The organism is Alistipes senegalensis JC50 (assembly GCF_025145645.1).
GTDB classification, from domain to species: domain Bacteria; phylum Bacteroidota; class Bacteroidia; order Bacteroidales; family Rikenellaceae; genus Alistipes; species Alistipes senegalensis.
This window is the reverse complement of the sequence record NZ_CP102252.1, coordinates 2,244,865-2,263,614: the sequence shown is the minus strand read 5'-3', so window position 1 is coordinate 2,263,614 and position 18,750 is coordinate 2,244,865. Positions and strand designations below refer to the sequence as shown.

15 protein-coding genes are annotated in these 18,750 nt (G+C 60.7%); 7 read left to right on the top strand and 8 right to left on the bottom strand.

What is annotated here, in order from left to right:
• Nucleotides 1-5 precede the first annotated feature (5 nt).
• The 3 genes from NQ519_RS08790 to NQ519_RS08780 all read right to left on the bottom strand — a co-directional run bounded on the left by NQ519_RS08790 (nt 6) and on the right by NQ519_RS08780 (nt 3,494).
• Nucleotides 6-1,406 carry an anthranilate synthase component I family protein gene (locus NQ519_RS08790; RefSeq protein WP_019151527.1) on the bottom strand — a complete coding sequence of 467 codons (1,401 nt, stop codon included), beginning with the start codon at nt 1,404-1,406 and terminating at the stop codon, nt 6-8.
• 22 nt (nt 1,407-1,428) lie between these two features.
• A complete protein-coding gene (trpB, locus tag NQ519_RS08785; protein WP_044118819.1) occupies nt 1,429-2,631 on the bottom strand; it encodes a tryptophan synthase subunit beta in 1,203 nt (400 codons plus the stop codon).
• Nucleotides 2,632-2,918: 287 nt separating this feature from the next.
• Nucleotides 2,919-3,494 (bottom strand): adenylate kinase, encoded by a 576-nt coding sequence (locus tag NQ519_RS08780; protein ID WP_019151529.1) that lies wholly within the window; start codon nt 3,492-3,494, stop codon nt 2,919-2,921.
• 97 nt (nt 3,495-3,591) lie between these two features.
• Here NQ519_RS08780 and thiL point away from each other — a divergent pair, with 97 nt between their 5' ends.
• Nucleotides 3,592-4,626, top strand: a complete 1,035-nt coding sequence (gene thiL / locus NQ519_RS08775; protein WP_019151530.1) for a thiamine-phosphate kinase — start codon at nt 3,592-3,594, stop codon at nt 4,624-4,626.
• Nucleotides 4,627-4,633: 7 nt separating this feature from the next.
• On the opposite strand, the gene NQ519_RS08770 is transcribed toward thiL, so the two are convergent.
• Nucleotides 4,634-5,218: a hypothetical protein gene (locus NQ519_RS08770; protein WP_044118820.1), complete on the bottom strand. Its 585-nt coding sequence runs from the start codon at nt 5,216-5,218 to the stop codon at nt 4,634-4,636.
• Nucleotides 5,219-5,588: 370 nt separating this feature from the next.
• On the opposite strand from NQ519_RS08770, the gene rpsF reads away from it, so the two are divergent.
• Genes rpsF through rplI form a run of 3 tightly spaced genes read left to right on the top strand, consistent with a single transcriptional unit; the run spans nt 5,589 to nt 6,674 of the window.
• Nucleotides 5,589-5,933, top strand: coding sequence for a 30S ribosomal protein S6 (gene rpsF / locus NQ519_RS08765; protein ID WP_015547340.1), 345 nt, complete (start codon nt 5,589-5,591; stop codon nt 5,931-5,933).
• 3 nt (nt 5,934-5,936) lie between these two features.
• A complete protein-coding gene (gene rpsR / locus NQ519_RS08760; protein ID WP_010265192.1) occupies nt 5,937-6,215 on the top strand; it encodes a 30S ribosomal protein S18 in 279 nt (92 codons plus the stop codon).
• An 18-nt stretch (nt 6,216-6,233) separates the two neighbouring features.
• The gene (gene rplI, locus NQ519_RS08755) at nt 6,234-6,674 is read left to right on the top strand and encodes a 50S ribosomal protein L9 (RefSeq protein WP_019151532.1); all 441 of its coding nucleotides are present in this window, start codon (nt 6,234-6,236) and stop codon (nt 6,672-6,674) included.
• Between the two features lie 111 nt (nt 6,675-6,785).
• On the opposite strand, the gene NQ519_RS08750 is transcribed toward rplI, so the two are convergent.
• From NQ519_RS08750 to NQ519_RS08735, 4 genes are all read right to left on the bottom strand, one after another.
• Entirely contained in the window at nt 6,786-7,703 is a 918-nt protein-coding gene (locus NQ519_RS08750; RefSeq protein WP_019151533.1) for a DMT family transporter, read from the bottom strand.
• 112 nt (nt 7,704-7,815) lie between these two features.
• Nucleotides 7,816-8,373, bottom strand: a complete 558-nt coding sequence (locus NQ519_RS08745; RefSeq protein WP_026076692.1) for a DKNYY domain-containing protein — start codon at nt 8,371-8,373, stop codon at nt 7,816-7,818.
• 142 nt (nt 8,374-8,515) lie between these two features.
• Entirely contained in the window at nt 8,516-10,351 is a 1,836-nt protein-coding gene (rpsA, locus tag NQ519_RS08740; protein WP_019151535.1) for a 30S ribosomal protein S1, read from the bottom strand.
• Between the two features lie 189 nt (nt 10,352-10,540).
• Nucleotides 10,541-11,986 carry a bifunctional metallophosphatase/5'-nucleotidase gene (locus tag NQ519_RS08735; protein WP_019151536.1) on the bottom strand — a complete coding sequence of 482 codons (1,446 nt, stop codon included), beginning with the start codon at nt 11,984-11,986 and terminating at the stop codon, nt 10,541-10,543.
• Nucleotides 11,987-12,056: 70 nt separating this feature from the next.
• On the opposite strand from NQ519_RS08735, the gene NQ519_RS08730 reads away from it, so the two are divergent.
• The 3 genes from NQ519_RS08730 to gcvP all read left to right on the top strand — a co-directional run bounded on the left by NQ519_RS08730 (nt 12,057) and on the right by gcvP (nt 18,644).
• Nucleotides 12,057-13,727 (top strand): nucleoside kinase, encoded by a 1,671-nt coding sequence (locus tag NQ519_RS08730; RefSeq protein WP_019151537.1) that lies wholly within the window; start codon nt 12,057-12,059, stop codon nt 13,725-13,727.
• 353 nt (nt 13,728-14,080) lie between these two features.
• Nucleotides 14,081-15,637, top strand: a complete 1,557-nt coding sequence (locus NQ519_RS08725; RefSeq protein ID WP_227901142.1) for a YccF domain-containing protein — start codon at nt 14,081-14,083, stop codon at nt 15,635-15,637.
• Between the two features lie 181 nt (nt 15,638-15,818).
• Nucleotides 15,819-18,644 (top strand): aminomethyl-transferring glycine dehydrogenase, encoded by a 2,826-nt coding sequence (gene gcvP, locus NQ519_RS08720; RefSeq protein ID WP_019151539.1) that lies wholly within the window; start codon nt 15,819-15,821, stop codon nt 18,642-18,644.
• The last annotated feature ends 106 nt before the right edge of the window (nt 18,645-18,750 follow it).

Genomic DNA, 18,750 nt, shown 5'->3' with positions numbered 1-18,750 from the left:
TGCGGTTAATTGATCAGTTTCCCGGCCTCGCGGATGGCCTTGTCCAGCGCGCCGAGCTTGTTCGACACCTCCTGCAATTCGCGTTCGGGGTCGCTCTTCGAGACGATGCCCGCCCCGGCCTGATAGTAAAGGGTGTTGTTGCGGCTGACGAACGTGCGGATGGCGATGGCCTGGTTGAGATCGCCGTCGAGCCCGATGAAGCCGATGCACCCGCCGTAGACGCCGCGGTTGTCGGGCTCGATCTCCGAGATGAGCTGCATGGCCCGCACCTTGGGGGCGCCGCTCAGCGTTCCGGCCGGGAAGGTGTCGATGAAGGTGCGGACCGAATCGCTGTCGGCGTCGATCTCCCCGCTGACACGCGAAACGAGGTGGATGACATGGCTGTAATACTGCACGTCGCGGTAAAAGTCCACCCTCACGCCGTGGGCATTGCGGCTCAGGTCATTGCGCGCCAGATCGACCAGCATGACGTGCTCGGCGTTCTCCTTGGGGTCAGCCAGAAGCCGTTCGGTCCGCTCGCGGTCCAGCGCCGAGTTTCCGGAGCGGAAAGCCGTGCCCGCGATGGGGTCGATCGTGGCGCGGCCGTTCTCGACCTTGCAGTGCGTCTCGGGCGAGGAGCCGAAGATGCGGAAGCCCCCGAAATCGAAATAGAAGAGGTAGGGCGAGGGATTGATGCTCCGCAGCGCGCGGTAGACCTTGAAATCGTCGCCCTGAAACGGCTGTTCGAAGCGGCGGCTCAGCACGATCTGGAACACGTCGCCGCGCAGGCAGTGGCGCACGCCCTCGCGGACCATCTCCCGGTAGGTCTCGTCGGTGAGGTTCGAACGGCGCTCGCCGACCGTGCGGAAGTTGTACGAAGCGAAATTGCGGTCCTCAATCAGCGTCTCGACCTCGCGGATATGGTCCCGCTCGCCGTCGGCGCACAGCTCGACGATCGACAGTTCGTTCTTGAAGTGGTCGAAGACCAGCAGGAACTTGTAGAGGATGTAGCAGATGTCGGGGGCGTCGGAATCGCGGTGGTGAAACTCCCGGACGGGGATGTTCTCGAAATAGCGCACCGCGTCGAACGCCGTATAGCCGAAGAGGCCGCAAAGCTCGCTCCCGTCGCCGTCAACGCGGAATTCGTTCAGAAATTCTTTCAGCGCGTCCGCCGCCGCACAGGTTTCGCTGAGGGGCTTCGCAGCGCTCCGGCCGTCGGGGTATTCCAGAAGCGCCTCGCCGTTGTTCACGCCGATGCGGGCGACGGGGCGGAAGGCGATGAACGAAAGGCTGTTCTCACCGCCGTGGTAGTCGGAACTTTCGAGCAGCGCCGACTGCGGATAGACATCCCGGAGTTTGAGGTAGAGGCTGACCGGCGTATGCAGGTCTCCGAGGAGTTTTTTGGTTGCCGTGGTAAATCGGTACATGGTATCGGGTGTTTTTCGGATTTTACAAATTGCCGGAGATCTCCGGACGGTCCATATTCGCAAGATAGGTCTCCATATCCTTATCGCCGCGGCCCGAGACGGTCAGCACCACCACGTCCGAGGGGCGGAACTCCATCCGGGGCAGCGCACCGAGGGCATGGGCGCTTTCGAGGGCGGGGATGATCCCTTCGAGGCGCGTCAGCTCGAAAGCTCCGCGCAGCGCCTCGTCGTCATCGACGGCGACGACCTTCGCACGCCCCGTCTGCGCGAGGTTGGCGTGCAGCGGACCGATGCCGGGATAATCGAGGCCCGCCGAGATCGAATAGGGCTCCTCGATCTGCCCGTCCTCGGTCTGCATGACCAGCGTGCGGGCGCCGTGGATGATACCCTCGCGCCCCAGCTGGATCGTCGCCGCGCTGCGTCCCGAAAGGAGTCCCTCGCCCCCGGCCTCGGCCAGCACGATCTTCACGCGCTCGTCGCCCAGGTAGTGATAGACGGTCCCTGCGGCGTTGCTGCCGCCGCCGACGCAGGCCATCAGGTAGTCGGGATAGTCGCGCCCCTCCTTCTCCCGCAGCTGCACGCGGATCTCCTCGCAGATGACCGACTGCAAACGCGCCACCATGTCGGGATAAGGGTGCGGCCCTACCGTCGAACCGATGATGTAGAACGTGTCCGCGGGGTGGCAGCACCAGTCGCGGATGGCTTCGTTGGTGGCGTCCTTCAGCGTCATGTTGCCCGAGGTCACGGGCACGACCGTCGCGCCCAGCATCTCCATCTTCCGGACGTTGGCCTGCTGACGCTCGACATCGGTCCGCCCCATGTAGACCACGCAGGGCATGTTCATCAGCGCGCAGACCGTGGCCGTGGCCACGCCGTGCTGCCCGGCCCCCGTCTCGGCGATGATGCGCGTCTTGCCCATCCGCCGGGCGATCAGAATCTGTCCGATGGTGTTGTTGATCTTGTGGGCGCCGGTGTGGTTGAGATCCTCGCGCTTGAGGTAGATGCGGCAGCCGTAGCGTTCGCTCAGCCGGCGCGCGAAATAGAGCGGCGAAGGCCGTCCCACGTAGTCGCGCAGCAGCGTGCGGTACTCCTCGCGGAACGACTCGCTTTCGAGCACCCGCAGGTAGTTCCGCCGCAAGTCTTCGACGCATTTGTGCAGGATTTCGGGGATGTATGCGCCCCCGAAGCGTCCGTAATAACCTTTCTCATCGACCTGATAGTTCATATTCATCAATTTTTTTGGAATTATCGCACACGAAAAAAGGGCCTGTCATGAGTACAACAGGCCCTTTTCTGGATTATCGTTGATCTATCGTTCAACAACTGCATGCGGCGAGTCACTCACAACGGAAAATTGCGAGCGCCACCACCATGCGTTATTGATCGAAAAATTGTTCATCGTCTGACTTCTTGGTTGCAAATATAGGGACTTTGCCCGAAAAACCAAATAAAATCGCCGTTTTTTCTGCGCGCCGCCGATAAATCCGGCGCCACCTATATATAAAGCGCCGGTTATTCCAGTCCGCCGATCACGTCGGCGATGCGGCCGAACACCTCATCCATCGTTCCGGTGCCGTTCACCGAGGCGTACTTGCCCTGCGCGGCGTAGTACTCCGCCACCACGGCCGTCTGCATGCGGTAAACGTCCAGCCGTCCGCGGATCACCTCCTCCGAAGCGTCGTCGGCACGGCCCGAATCCTTGCCGCGCAGCAGGATACGGCGCACCAGCTCCTCCTCCGGGACATGGATGTCCACCATAATATCCACCTTCAAACCGTGTCCGGCCAGGATTTTGTCGAACGCCTCGGCCTGGACCGTCGTACGGGGGAACCCGTCGAAAATACACCCGCGGGCATCCTTGTGCTCGGCGACGTAATTCCCGATCATGCCGATGACGATCTCGTCGGGAGCCAGCTTGCCTTCGCTGATGTACTGTTCCATGCTGCGTCCGAGCTCCGTGCCGCGCCGGATCTCGTCGCGGATCACCTCGCCGGTCGAAACATGGTCGATTCCGTAGTGCTCTTTCAGGCGCTGGGCCTGGGTGCCCTTGCCGCATCCCGGAGCGCCGAATAAGACGATATTTATCATAACTAACCCTTTTTGTGATGATTGGACTCGGCAAAAATACATTATTTTTTGGGGAAATAACACGATTTCCTTAATTTTGTAAAAAATTTCAGTAACTATGGACCAGAAAAAGCGCACCGAGATCGCCTCGCTCGGACAATTCGGCCTCATCGACCTGCTGACCAAAGAGTTCTCCGCCAAGCACGCCTCGACGACGAAAGGGGTCGGAGACGACGCCGCCGTGATCGCCCCGGCGCGCGGCGAAGCGGTGCTCTGCACGACCGACTCGTTCTTCGAGGGTGTCGATTTCGACCTCACCTACTTCCCGCTCAAGCACCTGGGTTACAAGGTCGTGACGGCCGGCATCAGCGACATTCTGGCCATGAACGCCCTCCCGGCGCAGATCGCCGTATCGCTCGGCGTCTCCTCGAAACTGCCCGTCGAAGCGTTGCAGGACCTCTACGAAGGGATCGCCTTCGCCTGCAACGAACAGGGCGTCGATCTCGTGGGCGGCGACACGCGGGCTTCGATGACCGGACTGGTCGTGAACGTCACCACGCTGGGCCATGCCGAAAAGAAGAAGGTGGTCTACCGCAGCGGAGCCAGGCAGAACGACCTGATCTGCATCACCGGCAACCTCGGGGCCGCCTACATGGGCCTGCAACTGCTCGAACGCGAAAAGCGGGTGCTCGCCGACGTGGAGAATCCCGAACCGCAGTTCAAAGGGTACGAATACCTGCTCGAAAAATACCTGAAACCGCGTCCCCGCACCGACATCGTGGAGGCGCTGGCGGCGGAGAAGATCGTCCCGACGGCGATGATCGACCTCTCGGACGGACTTGCGAGCGACCTGATGCAGATCTGCAAATCGTCCGCCTGCGGGGCGCGCATCTACCTCGAGCGCATCCCGATCGCGCGTCAGACCACGGCCCTCGCCGAGGAGATGCACACCGACCCGGTCGTTGCGGCGCTGAACGGCGGCGAGGACTACGAACTGCTCTTCACGGTGCCTCTTTCGATGCAGGAGCAGATCATGAAGTCGGGGCTCGTGGATGTCATCGGCCACATCACGCCCGCATCCACAGGTTGTTACCTCGTGACGCCCGACGGGCAGGACATAAAGCTGAAGGCGCAGGGGTTCCCCGAGGAGTAACCGGCCTCTACCGCCGGCTGCTGCCGCCGATGGCTATTCCGAACGTAAGCGACAGATGGCGGTTGGCCCGCTCTGTGCACATGTAACCCAGCGTGACACGCAGCCGGTTCCAGCATTCGCAGCCAACGCGCGGCATCACGCAAAATGCCGCACAGTCGCTGGACGGAGTATCGGAGACAGCCCCTTCGGCCATTCGGAGGACATACGCCCCACCGATCCCTGCTCCCGCGAACAACGCCACTTTCGGCGTCAGATGCAGGTTGTAATCCGCAACGGCCATCAGGCTGAACATCATAAAAGGGTCCTTCGAGCAGACGCCCGCAGCCAGCCGCGAGTAACACGCCCCGCCGAGCCGCAAACCCACATCGAAGGGAGTTCTCCGGAAATTGTAACGACTTTCAGCGACCAGGCAAAAGCCCGCCGCATCGTTGTCAAAGCTTCCGAGCGAGGCATAGCCAAAGGTCGCCCCGACAGCCACCTCACCCTCGAAACGCCCGGCCCCCGGATAACGGGGGCTTATGGCCGTATCCTGCGCCTGCAAGCCGCAAAACGGAAGCACGGCGAAAATCAGAAAAATGCAGCATCTTATCATCGGGTCAGCGTTGGGATTGAATTCGCCGGTAAGATACGCAAAATCCCATAATCCGGCACCATTTTCAGGAAACAAATTGCGGAAGTCCGCCCGAAGCGCAGTCGAGAGCAGGCCCCCCGCAGTTCTGCCCTGCGGGGAGCCTGCGTAAGCGGCAAGAAGTCTGCCTATTCCTCGCCAAAGAGAATTTCCTACGTTCGCTTATCGGGAATAAACTTACACTTTCCGTGTTTGTCAGTATGTTCCACAAAGATAGGAAAAAGCAGAGATAATCCAAATACTGATAAATTTTTAATTCTTAATTTTTCATTTTTAATTTAAATGTGTATCTTTGCGGTCCCTTTGGGGATTTAATTAACTAATTAAAAGCATTATGAACAATTACGAAACCGTTTTCATTGTCACGCCGGTTCTGTCCGATGCACAGGTGCAGGAAGTCGCTGACAAATTCCAGGGTGTCATCACCGAAAACGGCGGTCAGATCGTGAACAAGGAGTCGTGGGGCCTTCGCAAGCTCGCCTACCCTATTCAGAAGAAGACCACCGGTTTCTACTTCCTGGTAGAGTTCACGGGCGAAGGCTCGCTCGTCAACACGCTCGAAACGCAGTACCGCCGCGACGAGCGCGTGATCCGTTTCTTAACTTTCAAGCAGGACAAATACGCCGTGGAATATTCGGAGAAGCGTCGTGCAAAACTTTCTAACAAGCAGGAGGAGTAAACCATGGCACAGGACAACAAAGCACAGTCGGAAATCCGCTACCTGAACCCGGTATCGGTAGACGTCAAAAAGAAGAAATACTGCCGCTTCAAGAAGCTCGGCATCAAATACGTGGACTATAAGGACGGAGAGTTCCTGAAGAAATTCCTCAACGAGCAGGGCAAGATCCTTCCCCGCCGTCTGACGGGCACTTCGCAGAAGTTCCAGAAGAAGGTCGCACAGGCCGTGAAACGTGCGCGCCACCTCGCCATCCTGCCCTTCGTAACCGATTGCATGAAATAATTAAAAGGAGGACAAGACATGGAAGTTATTCTGATCAAAGATATGGAGAACCTGGGCTACGCCAACGACATCGTGAACGTGAAGCCCGGTTATGCGAACAACTACCTGATTCCCCAGGGCTACGCCAAAGCCGCCACGGCTTCCGCCAAGAAGGTCCTCGCCGAGAACCTGAAACAGCGTGCCCACAAGGACGCCAAGATCCTGGCCGACGCTCAGGCCCTGGCCGAGACCATCGCCAACCTGCCGCTGTCGCTGGCCGTGAAGGCCGAGGAGGGCAAACTCTTCGGTACGGTCACCGCTACGGACCTCGCCGAGGCGCTCGCCGCCAAGGGCATCACCGTAGACCGCAAGCAGATCAGCGTCGATGCCATCAAGACCGTCGGCGAGTTCGAGGCTACGGCCCGTCTGCACAAGGAGGTCAAGGCCACGATCAAGTTCTCGGTCACCGCTGCCGAGTAACGCGATACGCACCGCATACGAAAAGAGCTTTCCGGTTTCGGAAAGCTCTTTTTTTGATTAGCGGGAGGGGGAGGGGCAGGAATTATGCCCCGAGAACAGCTACCGCAGCCTTTAAGACTGGCTTTTTAAGTCCGCGGGATGCTTCGGCTTCACGATGTAGGAGCGGAGCACCAGCCCCACGCCCGCGAAGATCACCAGCGCGAAGATCACCGTGTCCGCATGGAGTTTGTCGAGCCCCATCCCGATCGAAATGGCGATCGCCAGCACGGGTTGGAGATAGGTGTAGATGCTCGACACGGTGGCCGGCACGGTTTTGAGCGCATAGTTGAGCATCAGGTTGGGCAGGTAGGTCGGCACGATCAGCACGAACAGCGCCGGGAAGAGGGCATGACGGGCGATGGCTGCGAAATCGGTGTGGACAATGGGCCCGATGCCGATAGGCAGCGCCATGACGGCCGCAGCGCAATAGACCCAGCGCAGCACGGTCGTGATGCGGTATTTGGCGATCAGGCGTTTGAACCACACCATGTACAGCGAGGTGACGTAGGCGCAAAGGAAGATCATCACGTTGCCCCACAGATGCGAGTGCGCATGCGCCGACGCGGCCCCCGACAACACCACCGCCACGGCCCCCGCCATTCCGAGCACCAGCCCCGCGACTTTGAGTTTCGTGAAGCGGTCCATCCCCAGCGCCACCGAGAGCGCCAGCACCAGCAGCGGCACGATGGTGTCGATGATCGAACCGTCGATCGGCGAGGTCATCGACAGTCCGTACATGATGAAGACCTTGCGCAACACGCCGATCAGCAGTCCGGCACCGATCAGCTTGCGGCCGTCGGCCCAGCCGACCTTCTCGGCCTTCTGCCACAGCAGGGGCACGAGCGACAGCAGAGCCGTCGCCACGAGCGATGCCGAGACCAGCGCCATAGGGTGAATGTAGCGCGGCAGCACATAGTTATAAAACGGGTAGTCCATAGCCCAGAGCACGTTGCACAGCAACAGGGCCAAATGGGGTTTCAGTCTGTTCATCCGTCCGATAATTTTACCCGGAAAAGACAAAAACAATGCCCGGATGAAAAAAAGGCCATCCCCGCGGGGAAAGCCTTCGATCGGAAAACAGGCGGAAAACGGCCGGAAAATCCTACCGCCGCGGCATCTTGAACGACCTCGGCGACACTCCCGGAATCGCCTCGCCCCGGTAATAGACCCTCCACGCATCCTTCGCATAGCCTCTGCCGAGACTTTCGAACGACGAGGCCGCGGCGTCCTTCACCGTGCGGCCTTCGAAAACCACCTTCCAGGGGTCCTTGCCGTAGCCGTCGCCCAGAGCGGAGAACGACGAGGCCGACAACCCCTCGATCTTGCAGCCCCGGAACCAGACCGACCAGGAGTCTTTGCCGTACCCGCCGCCGAGCACGGCGAACGACGATGCGGCAGCCCCCTCCATCTTCCGGCCGCCGTAAAAGACCGTCCAGGCATCCTTGCCGTAGCCCCCGCCGAGGTCGGAGAACGACGAAGCCACGGCGCCTTCGACCTTGCGGCCCCGATACCAGACCGACCAGTCGTCTTTCACATACCCGCGGTGACGCCGTTCGGGTCCCCGCTGCACCACATCGGCCCCAGCCGCACGCACGACGCCCCACGAGCCGCTCGGAACAGTGGCAATGGCGATCCACAAAAACAAAACGAATCTCTTCATCGCATTCGAACCTTTATTCTAAGAACCCTCAAATATACCGACTTATTGCCTGACGGCCAAAAAAACCCCCGCACGAAATTCGTGCGGGGGTCCGGTTATCGGGATACGGGAAGTTGCGCCCTCCCCGCCCCGGATGCGGGGATTACTCCTCGCCCTCTTTCTTGGCAGCGGCTTTCTTGGCCGACTTGGCCTCGGCAGCCTCCATAGCGCTCTTCAGAGCGGCCAGTCCGGCGATGTCGCCGAGCGTCGTCTTCTCGACCGAAGCGTTGATCTTCTTCACGGTCGATTTCGTAGCGTCGGCAGCGGCGCGCTTCTCGGCCTTCTCGGCAGCGAACGCCTCCTTACGGGCTTCGTCGTAGGTGCGCAGGTGCGAGAGGGTGATGCGCTTGGTGGCCTTCGAGAACTCGATCACCTTGAAGTCGAGCTTGTCGCCCACCTTCGGAGTCGTGCCGTCCTCTTTCACCAGCTGGCGTGCGGGGCAGAAGCCCTCGATGTTCTCGCCCAGAGCGACCACGGCGCCCTTGTCCGTCAGCTCGGTCACCGTACCCTCGTGAACGCTGTCTACGGAGTACTGATTCTCGAACTCGTTCCAGGGGTTCTCCTCGAGCTGCTTGTGGCCCAGCGACAGACGGCGGTTCTCCTTGTCGATCTCCAGCACCACGACCTCGATATCGGCGCCTACCGACGTGAACTCGCCGGGATGCTTCACCTTCTTGGTCCAGCTGAGGTCCGAAATGTGGATCAGGCCGTCGATGCCCTCCTCGATCTCGACGAATACGCCGAAGTTCGTGAAGTTACGCACCTTGGCGGTGGTCTTCGTACCTACGGGATACTTGGTCTCGATGTTCTCCCAGGGATCGGGCGTGAGCTGCTTGATGCCGAGCGACATCTTGCGCTCCTCGCGGTCGAGGGTCAGGATGACGGCCTCGACCTCGTCGCCGACCTTCATGAACTCCTGAGCCGAACGCAGGTGCTGGCTCCACGACATCTCCGACACGTGGATCAGTCCCTCCACGCCGGGAGCGATCTCCACGAAGGCACCGTAATCGGCCATGACGACCACGCGGCCCTTGACCTTGTCGCCGACCTTGAGGTTCTGGTCGAGCGCCTCCCACGGATGCGGGGTGAGCTGCTTCAGACCCAGGGCGATGCGCTTCTTGGCCTCGTCGAAGTCGAGGATCACGACGTTGATCTTCTGATCGAGCGCCACGATCTCCTCGGGGTGGTTCACACGACCCCACGAGAGGTCGGTGATGTGGATCAGACCGTCCACGCCGCCCAGATCGACGAATACGCCGTAGGAGGTGATGTTCTTGACGGTTCCCTCGAGGATCTGGCCCTTCTCCAGCTTGGACATGATGACCTGCTTCTGAGCTTCGAGCTCGGCCTCGATGAGGGCCTTGTGCGAAACGACCACGTTGCGGAACTCCTGGTTGATCTTCACGACCTTGAACTCCATGGTCTTGTCAACGTATACGTCATAGTCGCGGATGGGCTTCACGTCGATCTGCGAGCCGGGCAGGAACGCCTCGATGCCGAACACATCGACGATCATACCGCCCTTCGTGCGGCACTTGATGTAACCCTTGATGATCTCGTCCTTCTCCAGAGCCTCGTTGACACGATCCCAGCTCTTGAGCTGACGGGCCTTCTTGTGCGAAAGGGCCAGCTGTCCGTTCTTGTCCTCGGCCGACTCGACATAGACTTCGATCTTGTCGCCCACTTTCAGATCGGGGTTGTAGCGGAACTCCGAGATGGAGATGACACCCTCGCTCTTGTAGCCGATGTTCACCAGAACCTCGCGCTTGGTGATGGCGGTTACGGTACCTTCGACCACTTCGCCGACGTTGACGTTCGACAGCGTCTTGTCATACGCCTCGGTGATCTGGGTTTTGTCCTGGTCGTAAACGCCCAGGTCGTTTTCAAACGCATTCCAGTCGAAATTCTCGTTTGCGACTACGTTCTTTACTTCTTCCATTTGCGGAAATGATTGCGATACAATCGCTCGTTAATTGGTTAATATTGAAAGTTATAGCCCTCGCCTGCGCGCTACGTGCGCGCATACGGGACTGCAAAGATAGCACATTAAATGCACAATTCAAAATCCATAATTCACAATTATTCAGTTTGCTGCCGGGAACGGCTCCATCAAATTGCGAATTGCGAATCATAGCCCTCTCCTGATCTCCTGCCGCGGCTTGTTGTCGGGGGTCAGCGGCGTGTCGTCGCCGAGCTCTTCGAGCAGCACGCCGGCGACCGCTATGCCGGAGATCTTCCCGTCGGAGTAGTTCAGATCCTTGTAGTTCTTGAACACGTAATCGCTGACGGCGACTTCGTAGGTCCTGCCCTCGCGCAGCTTCGGAAAACGCACGTCGAGGGCGTTGTCCTGCGCGTCGGTCACGATGACATAGGGGGTCGTCGAGATCAGGTCGATGCGGTGGGCCTCCTTGCGGTTCTCCTCGTCGTTGTACTTCGAAACGATCATCCGGCGCATGTCGGCCGGGGTCATCCGCATCAGGGCGATCTCCGTGCCGAAGGGCTCCAGATCATAGATTCTCGCCGCACCGACATCGCCCGCCGGAATCGAGTCGAGACGCACGCCGCCGATGTGGTAGAATCCGATGTCGGCATCGGTCTCGTCGGCCACCGATTCGGCCATCCAGTTGGCGAGACCCCACTTGTCGGCCGTCGCGGCGAATGCTCCCACGGGTTTGTTCAGCCCGGGATCGGCGTAGTAGCGGTCCACCTCGGCCTGATAGACGGGATCGGGGGCATAGCCCTCCAGCGGCACCAGCCGGGATTCGATGCTTTCGATCTTCCGGCCCCGGAGCCTGATCTCCGTAACGCCGATATTTTTCAGATACTTGCCGGTCTGCGTCAGCATCGTGCCGTTCACCAGTGAATCGACCTCCACATGGGTGTGCCCGCTGACCACCACGTCGTACAGCGTCTCCGTTTCGAGCAGCTCCCGGTCTCGGTCGTCGCCCATGTGCGAGATCAGCACCAGCACGTCCACCTTCGGACGCAGTTCGGCGGCATACTTCGCCGCCATCAGCTGCGGATCGGGAAACTCCAGCCCCTTGAAACACGCGGCATTGCCCGCGGGATGCCCGGGGCCCTCGTAGTTGGTCACCACGCCGACGAACCCGATGCGGAGGCCGCCCTCCTCGATCACGACGTAGGGCGACAACTGCGGGAAAGTGCACGTGTCGCTCACCACGTTGGCGCAGACGACCTCGAAATCCATGCTGTCGATCATGCGGCCCAGAAACGCCTGCCCGTGGTCGAATTCGTGGTTTCCGAGCGTCGCCACATCGTAGCCCAGGCGGTTCATCAGGGCGATCATCGGCATTCCGGGCGCGGCCGCCATGTCCACATAGGCGTTGCCGGTCCAGCGGTCTCCGGCATCGACCAGCACCACCAGCTGCGCCGTATCGCGGCAGGCCCCGACGGCCGCCGCCAGCCGCGGGAAATTCTGAATCTTGGCGTGCATGTCGTTCGTCGAAAGCAGCACGAGGGTCCGCTCGCGGGGAGCGCAGGCCGCAGCGACCGCCGCAGCGGCGATCAGAAGCGTCCGAAACATTTTTTTCATATGGTTGACACTGTTTTTCATTTGGACGAATATTTGTCAAAAGTACAAATAATTCCTATCTTTACATACGTTATTCCGTAAAAACTATTCTATGACCGACATCATCAAAGTCATCTGTGAAAACCTCGGCACCGAGATCGACGTACCGATGGGCACCCCGCTCTCGGAGGTCGCCAAACGCCTGACGCCCGGACGCTATCCGTTCCTCGCGGCCTTCGTCAACAACCGCCTCAAAGAACTCAGTTACAAGATATATGCCCCCGTCACGATCCGTTTCGTCGATGTCACCTCGTTCGCCGGCATCCGGGTCTACCAGCGCACGGCGTGGTTCCTGCTGCAAAAGGCGGTCCGGGACCTCTACCCCGGGCAGACGCTCCACATCCGGCACTCGCTGGGACACAGCGGCTTCTACTGCGAGATCGACGGCATCGACGAATTCACGGCCGACGATGCCGCGCGGTTGCAGGGCCGCATGCGCGAACTCTCCGTGCGCAACCTGCCCATCACCCGCGAGCGGATGCTCACGACCGAGGTCCGGGCGCGCTATGCCGAGGAGGGCTTCACCGACAAGGTGGCCCTGCTGGACACCCGCCCGCGGCTTTACAGCCAGCTCTACACGCTCGGCGACACGGTGGGCTACTTCTACGGCTCGCTGGCCCCATCGACGGGCTACGTCACGCTCTTCGACATCCAGCCCTACTACAACGGCTTCTACCTCGCCCTGCCGCTGCGCACAGCCCCCGATACGCTCCACAGAAACGTCCAGCAGGAGAAGATGTTCGGCATCTTCCAGGAGTACCAGTCGTGGGTGGCGCTGATGGGCGTGCCGACGATCGGCGCGGTCAACGCCCGTACTCTCGCGGGCGACGCCGGGGGCATGATCAAACTCGCCGAGGCGTTCCACGAACGCAAATTCGCCTGGGTCGCCGACACCATCTACGACGCCGTCGTCAGCCGCGGCATCCGCATGGTGCTCATCTCGGGCCCCTCGTCGAGCGGCAAGACCACCTCGGCCAAGCGGCTGGGCATACAGCTCGGTGTGCTGGGGCTGCGCCCGGTGATGATCTCGCTCGACGACTACTTCGTCGATCGTGAGAAGACCCCGCTCGACGAGAACGGCGACTATGACTACGAGGCGCTCGAAGCCATCGACCTCGAACTGTTCAACGACCACCTGCGGCGGCTGATCCGGGGCGAGAGCGTCGATATTCCGCGCTACGACTTCATCACGGGACGCCGCATGCAGCACGACAACCCGCTGACGCTCGACGAGCGTTCGATCCTCATCATCGAGGGCATCCACGGACTGAATCCGCGGCTGACGCCCTCGATCCCCGACTCGCAGAAATTCCGCATCTACATCTCGTGCTTCACGTCGGTGGCAATGGACAACCTTTCGCGCATCGCCACGACCGACAACCGCCTGCTACGCCGCCTGACGCGTGACTACCGCCAGCGGGGCGCAGACGCGCTCTCGACGCTCTCGCGCTGGGCCTCGGTGCGCCGCGGCGAGGAGAAGCACATCTTCCCCTATCAGGAAAACGCCGACGTGATGCTCAATTCGTCGCTCTTCTACGAGATTTCGGTGCTGCGGCCCTTCGCCGAAAAGATCCTGCGCGAAGTCCCCGACACGGTCCCCGAGTACGACGAGGCGCAGCGGATGCTCAAATTCCTCGACAATTTCATCCCCATCCCGCCCGACGAAATCCCGCCCACGTCGATCCTGCGCGAGTTCATCGGAGGCAGCAGTTTTCAGTACTGACCCCCGCACGGAACGGGCCCCGGCACGATTGTTCGCCGGGGCCCGATTTTTTTATCCGGATCGCTGCACGAATTCTGATTGATTTTCCTATCTTTGCGACGTGCGGTCTGCGAGGGCCGCCGACATACGAACGATAAAAAAGCGCATCGGCTTTTTTCTTACTCACGAAAATTAGGCACTTTCGTAACCAAGTAAGAGATTAAGGTTGGTGCTCTCGCTGTTTTTCAGCGTGAGCATTTGTCCGTAATTCTACTTGGTGGGTCGCCTAATACCTCGTGAGTGGATTCGGGAAAATTCGCTCACGCCTTTTTTTTCGTACGCCCGTGAAAGACTAACCCTTAAATCAAATGAATATGAACGGTTGTTTGAACATTCTCTGGCATTTTCCATTCTTCGGATTCCTGTTCGCGTTTTTTTACGCGTTGTTCGGTGCGATTCTGTGCTGCACGGTGGTGCTCTATCCCGTGGGGCTCGGATTTTTCCAGATCGCACGGTTTCTGCTCACGCCCTTTTCGTCGGCGCTGGTCACCCGCAAGGAACTCGACCTGGTGCGGCCCGAAGAGCGCAGCACGGCCGCCGCGGCCTTTTCGACCGTCATCACGATTCTCTATTTCCCCTTCGGACTGATCGCCGCCGCAGGAGCGCTGTTCGCCATGATCGGGGAGTTTCTGAGCATCATCGGCATTCCGTGCGGCATCGTCTGGTTCAAGGCTCTGCCCGCGATCTTCATGCCCGTTGACAAGATTTGCGTTCCGAAGGCCGTGGCCGACGAGATCGCACGCATCAAGGCCGGCGACACCGTCCGGCGCTACAAGGGCGAAACCGGAGAGCCGGAGACGCATTCGGCGGAGCGTCATTTCACGGAGGACCCCGGCGAAACGCTTCCCCCGATGCCCGAGGTGCGGCAGTACGACGACGAAAAACTGCACGAAATCGTCTCCGGTGCCGCGATGTACCGGGCCTCGCTGGTCGAAGAGTGCCGCCGGGAGCTGGAGATTCGCAGCCGGAGCGCGGAGTTCACGGCGCAGGTCCGGGCGATGGACAACGACAAACTGCACGAGGTGCTCGCCAGTCCGCAGCTCTACGCCGAGGAGCTGATCTATGCCTGCACGCTGGAGCAGGCCGAACGGCGGCGCGTATGGCGTGAAGAGCAGGCGAAAGAGGAGGAGAAGCTCCGTCTCCGGCGCGAGCAGGAGGAGAAAGAGGCGGCGGAACGGCGGGCCGTCCTGTGGAAGAAAAACCGGCCGTATCTCATTGCAGCCTTGGCCGTTCTGATTCTGGCCGGCGCCGGCATCAAGTATCATAATTACCGCAAAGAGCAGGTGCGACTGGAACAAGAGCGCATCGCAGCCGAAGAACGGCGCATTGCCGAGGAACGGCGCGCCGAAGAGCAGCGCATCGCCGAACAGAAACGGGCCGAAGCGGAACGAATTGCTGCGGAGAAACGGCGCAAAGAGGCAGAGCGTCTGGCCGCCGAACGGCAGCAGCAGGCAGAAGCGCAGCGCAGAGCGGACCGGGAACGCCGGGAAGCGGGATATTACAAACCCGGCGAACTTTATGAAAAAGACGGCGTAAAAGGCGTCGTTTTCACCGCGAACGGTACGCACGGCCAGTATATCCGGTTAAAACAAGGCCGCTTCATGTCGTGGTCTTCCGCGAACATAGAAGGGAAACTTCCCTCAATGGACGAAATGAAAGAGATATATCGTCTGCGCAAGACCCTGAATCTTACGCTGAAACAGGCGCACGGCGATTGCATCGAAGGAAGCTACTGGCTCAGCGGACGCAGAAACGGCATCGTGTGGTTCTGCAACATGGAGGCAACCTCCTGGGAAACCCATAACTGTACGGAATACGACGTGCGTTCAAAACCGTATGTAAAAAATGCGCTATGGATCAAGTCGTATTGATTCCCGGGCCGCTCCGGTGCAGCAGTTTCCGCTGCTGACCCGCCGACGCGAAGCCCCGCATCTTTTTCCGCCGAAAAAAGTTTCGGCGGATTTTTTTGCACGTCCGCTCCGTTTGTCTTACATTTGTACAGATAAAGTCCCCGAAAGCTAAAATATCGTAACTTAATTCCTCCATATTCGTATGTTCGACAAGTTTTCCGAACGCCATATCGGCGTCAACAACGAAAAAGACCTCAAAGCCATGCTCGACGTGATCGGTGTGAAATCGACCGACGAGCTCATCGCACAGGTCATTCCGCAGTCCATCCGTCTCAAAAAACCGCTGGCGCTGCCCGCCGAGGGGATGAGCGAATACGAATTCGCCGCCCACATCCGCGAGCTGGCCGACCGCAACCGCCCCCTGCGCTCGTTCATCGGCATGGGCTATTACCCTTCGGCCGTGCCGGCCGCCGTTGCGCGCAACGTCTTCGAGAACCCCGCGTGGTACACCTCCTACACCCCCTATCAGGCCGAGATCTCGCAGGGACGCCTCGAAGCGCTGCTGAATTTCCAGACCGCCATGATCTCGCTCACGGGCATGGAGATCGGCAACTGCTCGCTGCTCGACGAGGGCACCGCCGCCGCCGAAGCGATGGCGATGATGTTTTCGCTGCGTTCGCGCGAAGCCGTCAAGGAGGGCCGCAACCAGCTCTTCGTCGATCGCAACGTCTTCCCGCAGACGCTCGACGTGCTGCTGACGCGCAGCGAACCGTTCGGAATCGAACTGATCGTCGATGAATACGACGAATACGAATTCACGGGCCGCGAGTTCGGCGCCATCGTGCAGTACCCTGCCGCCGACGGATCGGTGCGCGACTATGCGGAGTTCACCGCCGCGGCGCACGCCCGGGGCGCGCTCGTCACGGCCGTCGCCGACCCGCTGTCGCTGGCCCTGCTGAAAGCCCCCGGGGAGTGGGGCGCCGACATCGCCGTGGGTTCGACGCAGCGCCTCGGCACGCCGATGGGCTTCGGAGGCCCCGCCGCGGCTTACATGACCACGCGCGAGGCGTTCAAGCGCAACATGCCGGGCCGCATCATCGGCGTCTCGGTCGATCGGATGGGCAACAAGGCCCTGCGCATGGCGCTCCAGATGCGCGAACAGCACATCAAGCGCGAGCGCGCCACGTCGAACATCTGCACCGCCTCGGCGCTGATGGCCTCGATGACGGGCTTCTACTGCGTCTACAACGGTCCCGAGGGGCTGAAGCGCGCCGCCGAGACGGCCCATTTCGCCGCTGCGACGGTCGCCCGTGCGCTGGAAGCGATGGATTACAAACTCGCATCGAAGGAGTTCTTCGACACGCTGGAGGTCGAGGCCGAGGCCGCCGTCGTGCAGTCGCTGGCGCTCGAACAGGGCATCAACTTCTACTACCCCTCCGAAGGATCGGTGCGGATGTCGTTCGACGAGGTGACCACCCCGGCGGAGATCGAGGCCGTCGCGGGAATCTTCGCCGCGGCCAAGGGCAAGAAAGCCAAAGCGGTGAAGGCCGTCGCCGAGAGCTGCATCCCGGCCGGCCTGCGGCGCGAGTCGGGCTACCTCCGGGAGCCGGTCTTCAACGCCTACCGTTCGGAAAGCGCCCTGATGCGCTATATCAAAAAGCTGGAACTGAGAGACATTTCGCTGGCCAACTCGATGATCTCGCTGGGTTCCTGCACCATGAAGCTCAACGCCGCGGCGCTCATGCAGCCGCTCTCGCTCGCGGGCTTCCAGAACATGCACCCCTTCGCCCCGGCGGACCAGACCGAGGGCTATCGGCAGCTCATCGCGGAGCTGGAAAAGGACCTGGCGACGATCACCGGCTTCGCGGCCTGCTCGCTGCAACCCAACTCGGGCGCCGCGGGCGAATACTCGGGGCTGATGGTGATCCGCGCCTACCACCAGAGCCGCGGTCAGGGCTACCGCAACGTGGTGCTGATCCCGGCATCGGCCCACGGCACCAACCCGGCGTCGGCCGCGATGGCGGGGATGAAGATCGTGACGGTGGCGTGCGACGCCAACGGCAACATCGACGTGGCCGACCTCGAAGCCAAGGCCAAAGAGCACTCCTCGGAGCTGTGCGGACTGATGGTGACCTACCCCTCGACGCACGGCGTCTTCGAGAGCCGCATCCGCGAGATCGTGGACGCCGTTCACGACGCCGGCGGGCAGGTCTACATGGACGGCGCCAACATGAACGCGCAGGTGGGGCTCACCAACCCCGGCTACATCGGCGCCGATGTCTGCCACCTCAACCTCCACAAGACCTTCGCCATGCCCCACGGCGGCGGCGGTCCGGGCGTCGGCCCGATCTGCGTCGCCGAGCACCTCAAAGCCTTCCTGCCCTCGCATTCGGTCGTAGCCACGGGCGGCGACGAGGGCATCACGGCGGTCGCTTCGGCCCCGTGGGGTTCGGCGCTGCTCCTGCCGATCACCTACGGCTATATCAAGATGCTGGGGGCCGACGGACTGCGCAAAGCCACCGAAATGGCCATCGTCAACGCCAACTACATGTCGGCGGCGCTGGCTTCGGAGTTCCGCACCTACTATTCGGGCGAGACGGGCCGCGTGGGCCACGAGATGATCCTCGACCTGACAAATTTCAAGAAGGACTACAACATCGACTGCGGCGACATCGCCCACCGGCTGATGGACTACGGGTTCCACGCCCCGACGCTCTCGTTCCCCGTGCACGAGACGCTGATGGTCGAGCCCACGGAGTCGGAGCCCAAGGAGGAGATGGACCGCTTCATCGAAGCGCTGGTGCAGATCAAGCGCGAATGCGAGGCGGCGGCCGGCGAGGCGGACAACGTGGTGGCCAACGCACCCCACACGGCCCGCGAACTGGCCGGGGAGTGGTCGCACCCCTACACGCGCGAGCAGGCGGCGTTCCCGCTCCGGTGGATCGGCGAGTCGAAATTCTTCCCCTACGTGTCGAAGATCGACAACGGCTACGGCGACCGCAACCTCTGCTGCCGCAACTGCGAGTAGCGTTTTCCGGAAAGACGAAACGGCGGCGGTAGAGACATCGCCGCCGTTTTCGGTTGTTGCGGCACAATTATTTCATGCGATTATTTGGCAACTCGCTCCGAAGTGC

What these genes read in the sequence shown, in the direction of transcription:
- NQ519_RS08790 (WP_019151527.1), bottom strand. Translation starts at nt 1,406, where the DNA reads ATGTACCGATTTACCACGGCAACCAAAAAACTCCTCGGAGACCTGCAT.
- trpB (WP_044118819.1), bottom strand. Translation starts at nt 2,631, where the DNA reads ATGAACTATCAGGTCGATGAGAAAGGTTATTACGGACGCTTCGGGGGC.
- NQ519_RS08780 (WP_019151529.1), bottom strand. Translation starts at nt 3,494, where the DNA reads ATGATAAATATCGTCTTATTCGGCGCTCCGGGATGCGGCAAGGGCACC.
- thiL (WP_019151530.1), top strand. Translation starts at nt 3,592, where the DNA reads ATGGACCAGAAAAAGCGCACCGAGATCGCCTCGCTCGGACAATTCGGC.
- NQ519_RS08770 (WP_044118820.1), bottom strand. Translation starts at nt 5,218, where the DNA reads ATGATAAGATGCTGCATTTTTCTGATTTTCGCCGTGCTTCCGTTTTGC.
- rpsF (WP_015547340.1), top strand. Translation starts at nt 5,589, where the DNA reads ATGAACAATTACGAAACCGTTTTCATTGTCACGCCGGTTCTGTCCGAT.
- rpsR (WP_010265192.1), top strand. Translation starts at nt 5,937, where the DNA reads ATGGCACAGGACAACAAAGCACAGTCGGAAATCCGCTACCTGAACCCG.
- rplI (WP_019151532.1), top strand. Translation starts at nt 6,234, where the DNA reads ATGGAAGTTATTCTGATCAAAGATATGGAGAACCTGGGCTACGCCAAC.
- NQ519_RS08750 (WP_019151533.1), bottom strand. Translation starts at nt 7,703, where the DNA reads ATGAACAGACTGAAACCCCATTTGGCCCTGTTGCTGTGCAACGTGCTC.
- NQ519_RS08745 (WP_026076692.1), bottom strand. Translation starts at nt 8,373, where the DNA reads ATGAAGAGATTCGTTTTGTTTTTGTGGATCGCCATTGCCACTGTTCCG.
- rpsA (WP_019151535.1), bottom strand. Translation starts at nt 10,351, where the DNA reads ATGGAAGAAGTAAAGAACGTAGTCGCAAACGAGAATTTCGACTGGAAT.
- NQ519_RS08735 (WP_019151536.1), bottom strand. Translation starts at nt 11,986, where the DNA reads ATGAAAAACAGTGTCAACCATATGAAAAAAATGTTTCGGACGCTTCTG.
- NQ519_RS08730 (WP_019151537.1), top strand. Translation starts at nt 12,057, where the DNA reads ATGACCGACATCATCAAAGTCATCTGTGAAAACCTCGGCACCGAGATC.
- NQ519_RS08725 (WP_227901142.1), top strand. Translation starts at nt 14,081, where the DNA reads ATGAACGGTTGTTTGAACATTCTCTGGCATTTTCCATTCTTCGGATTC.
- gcvP (WP_019151539.1), top strand. Translation starts at nt 15,819, where the DNA reads ATGTTCGACAAGTTTTCCGAACGCCATATCGGCGTCAACAACGAAAAA.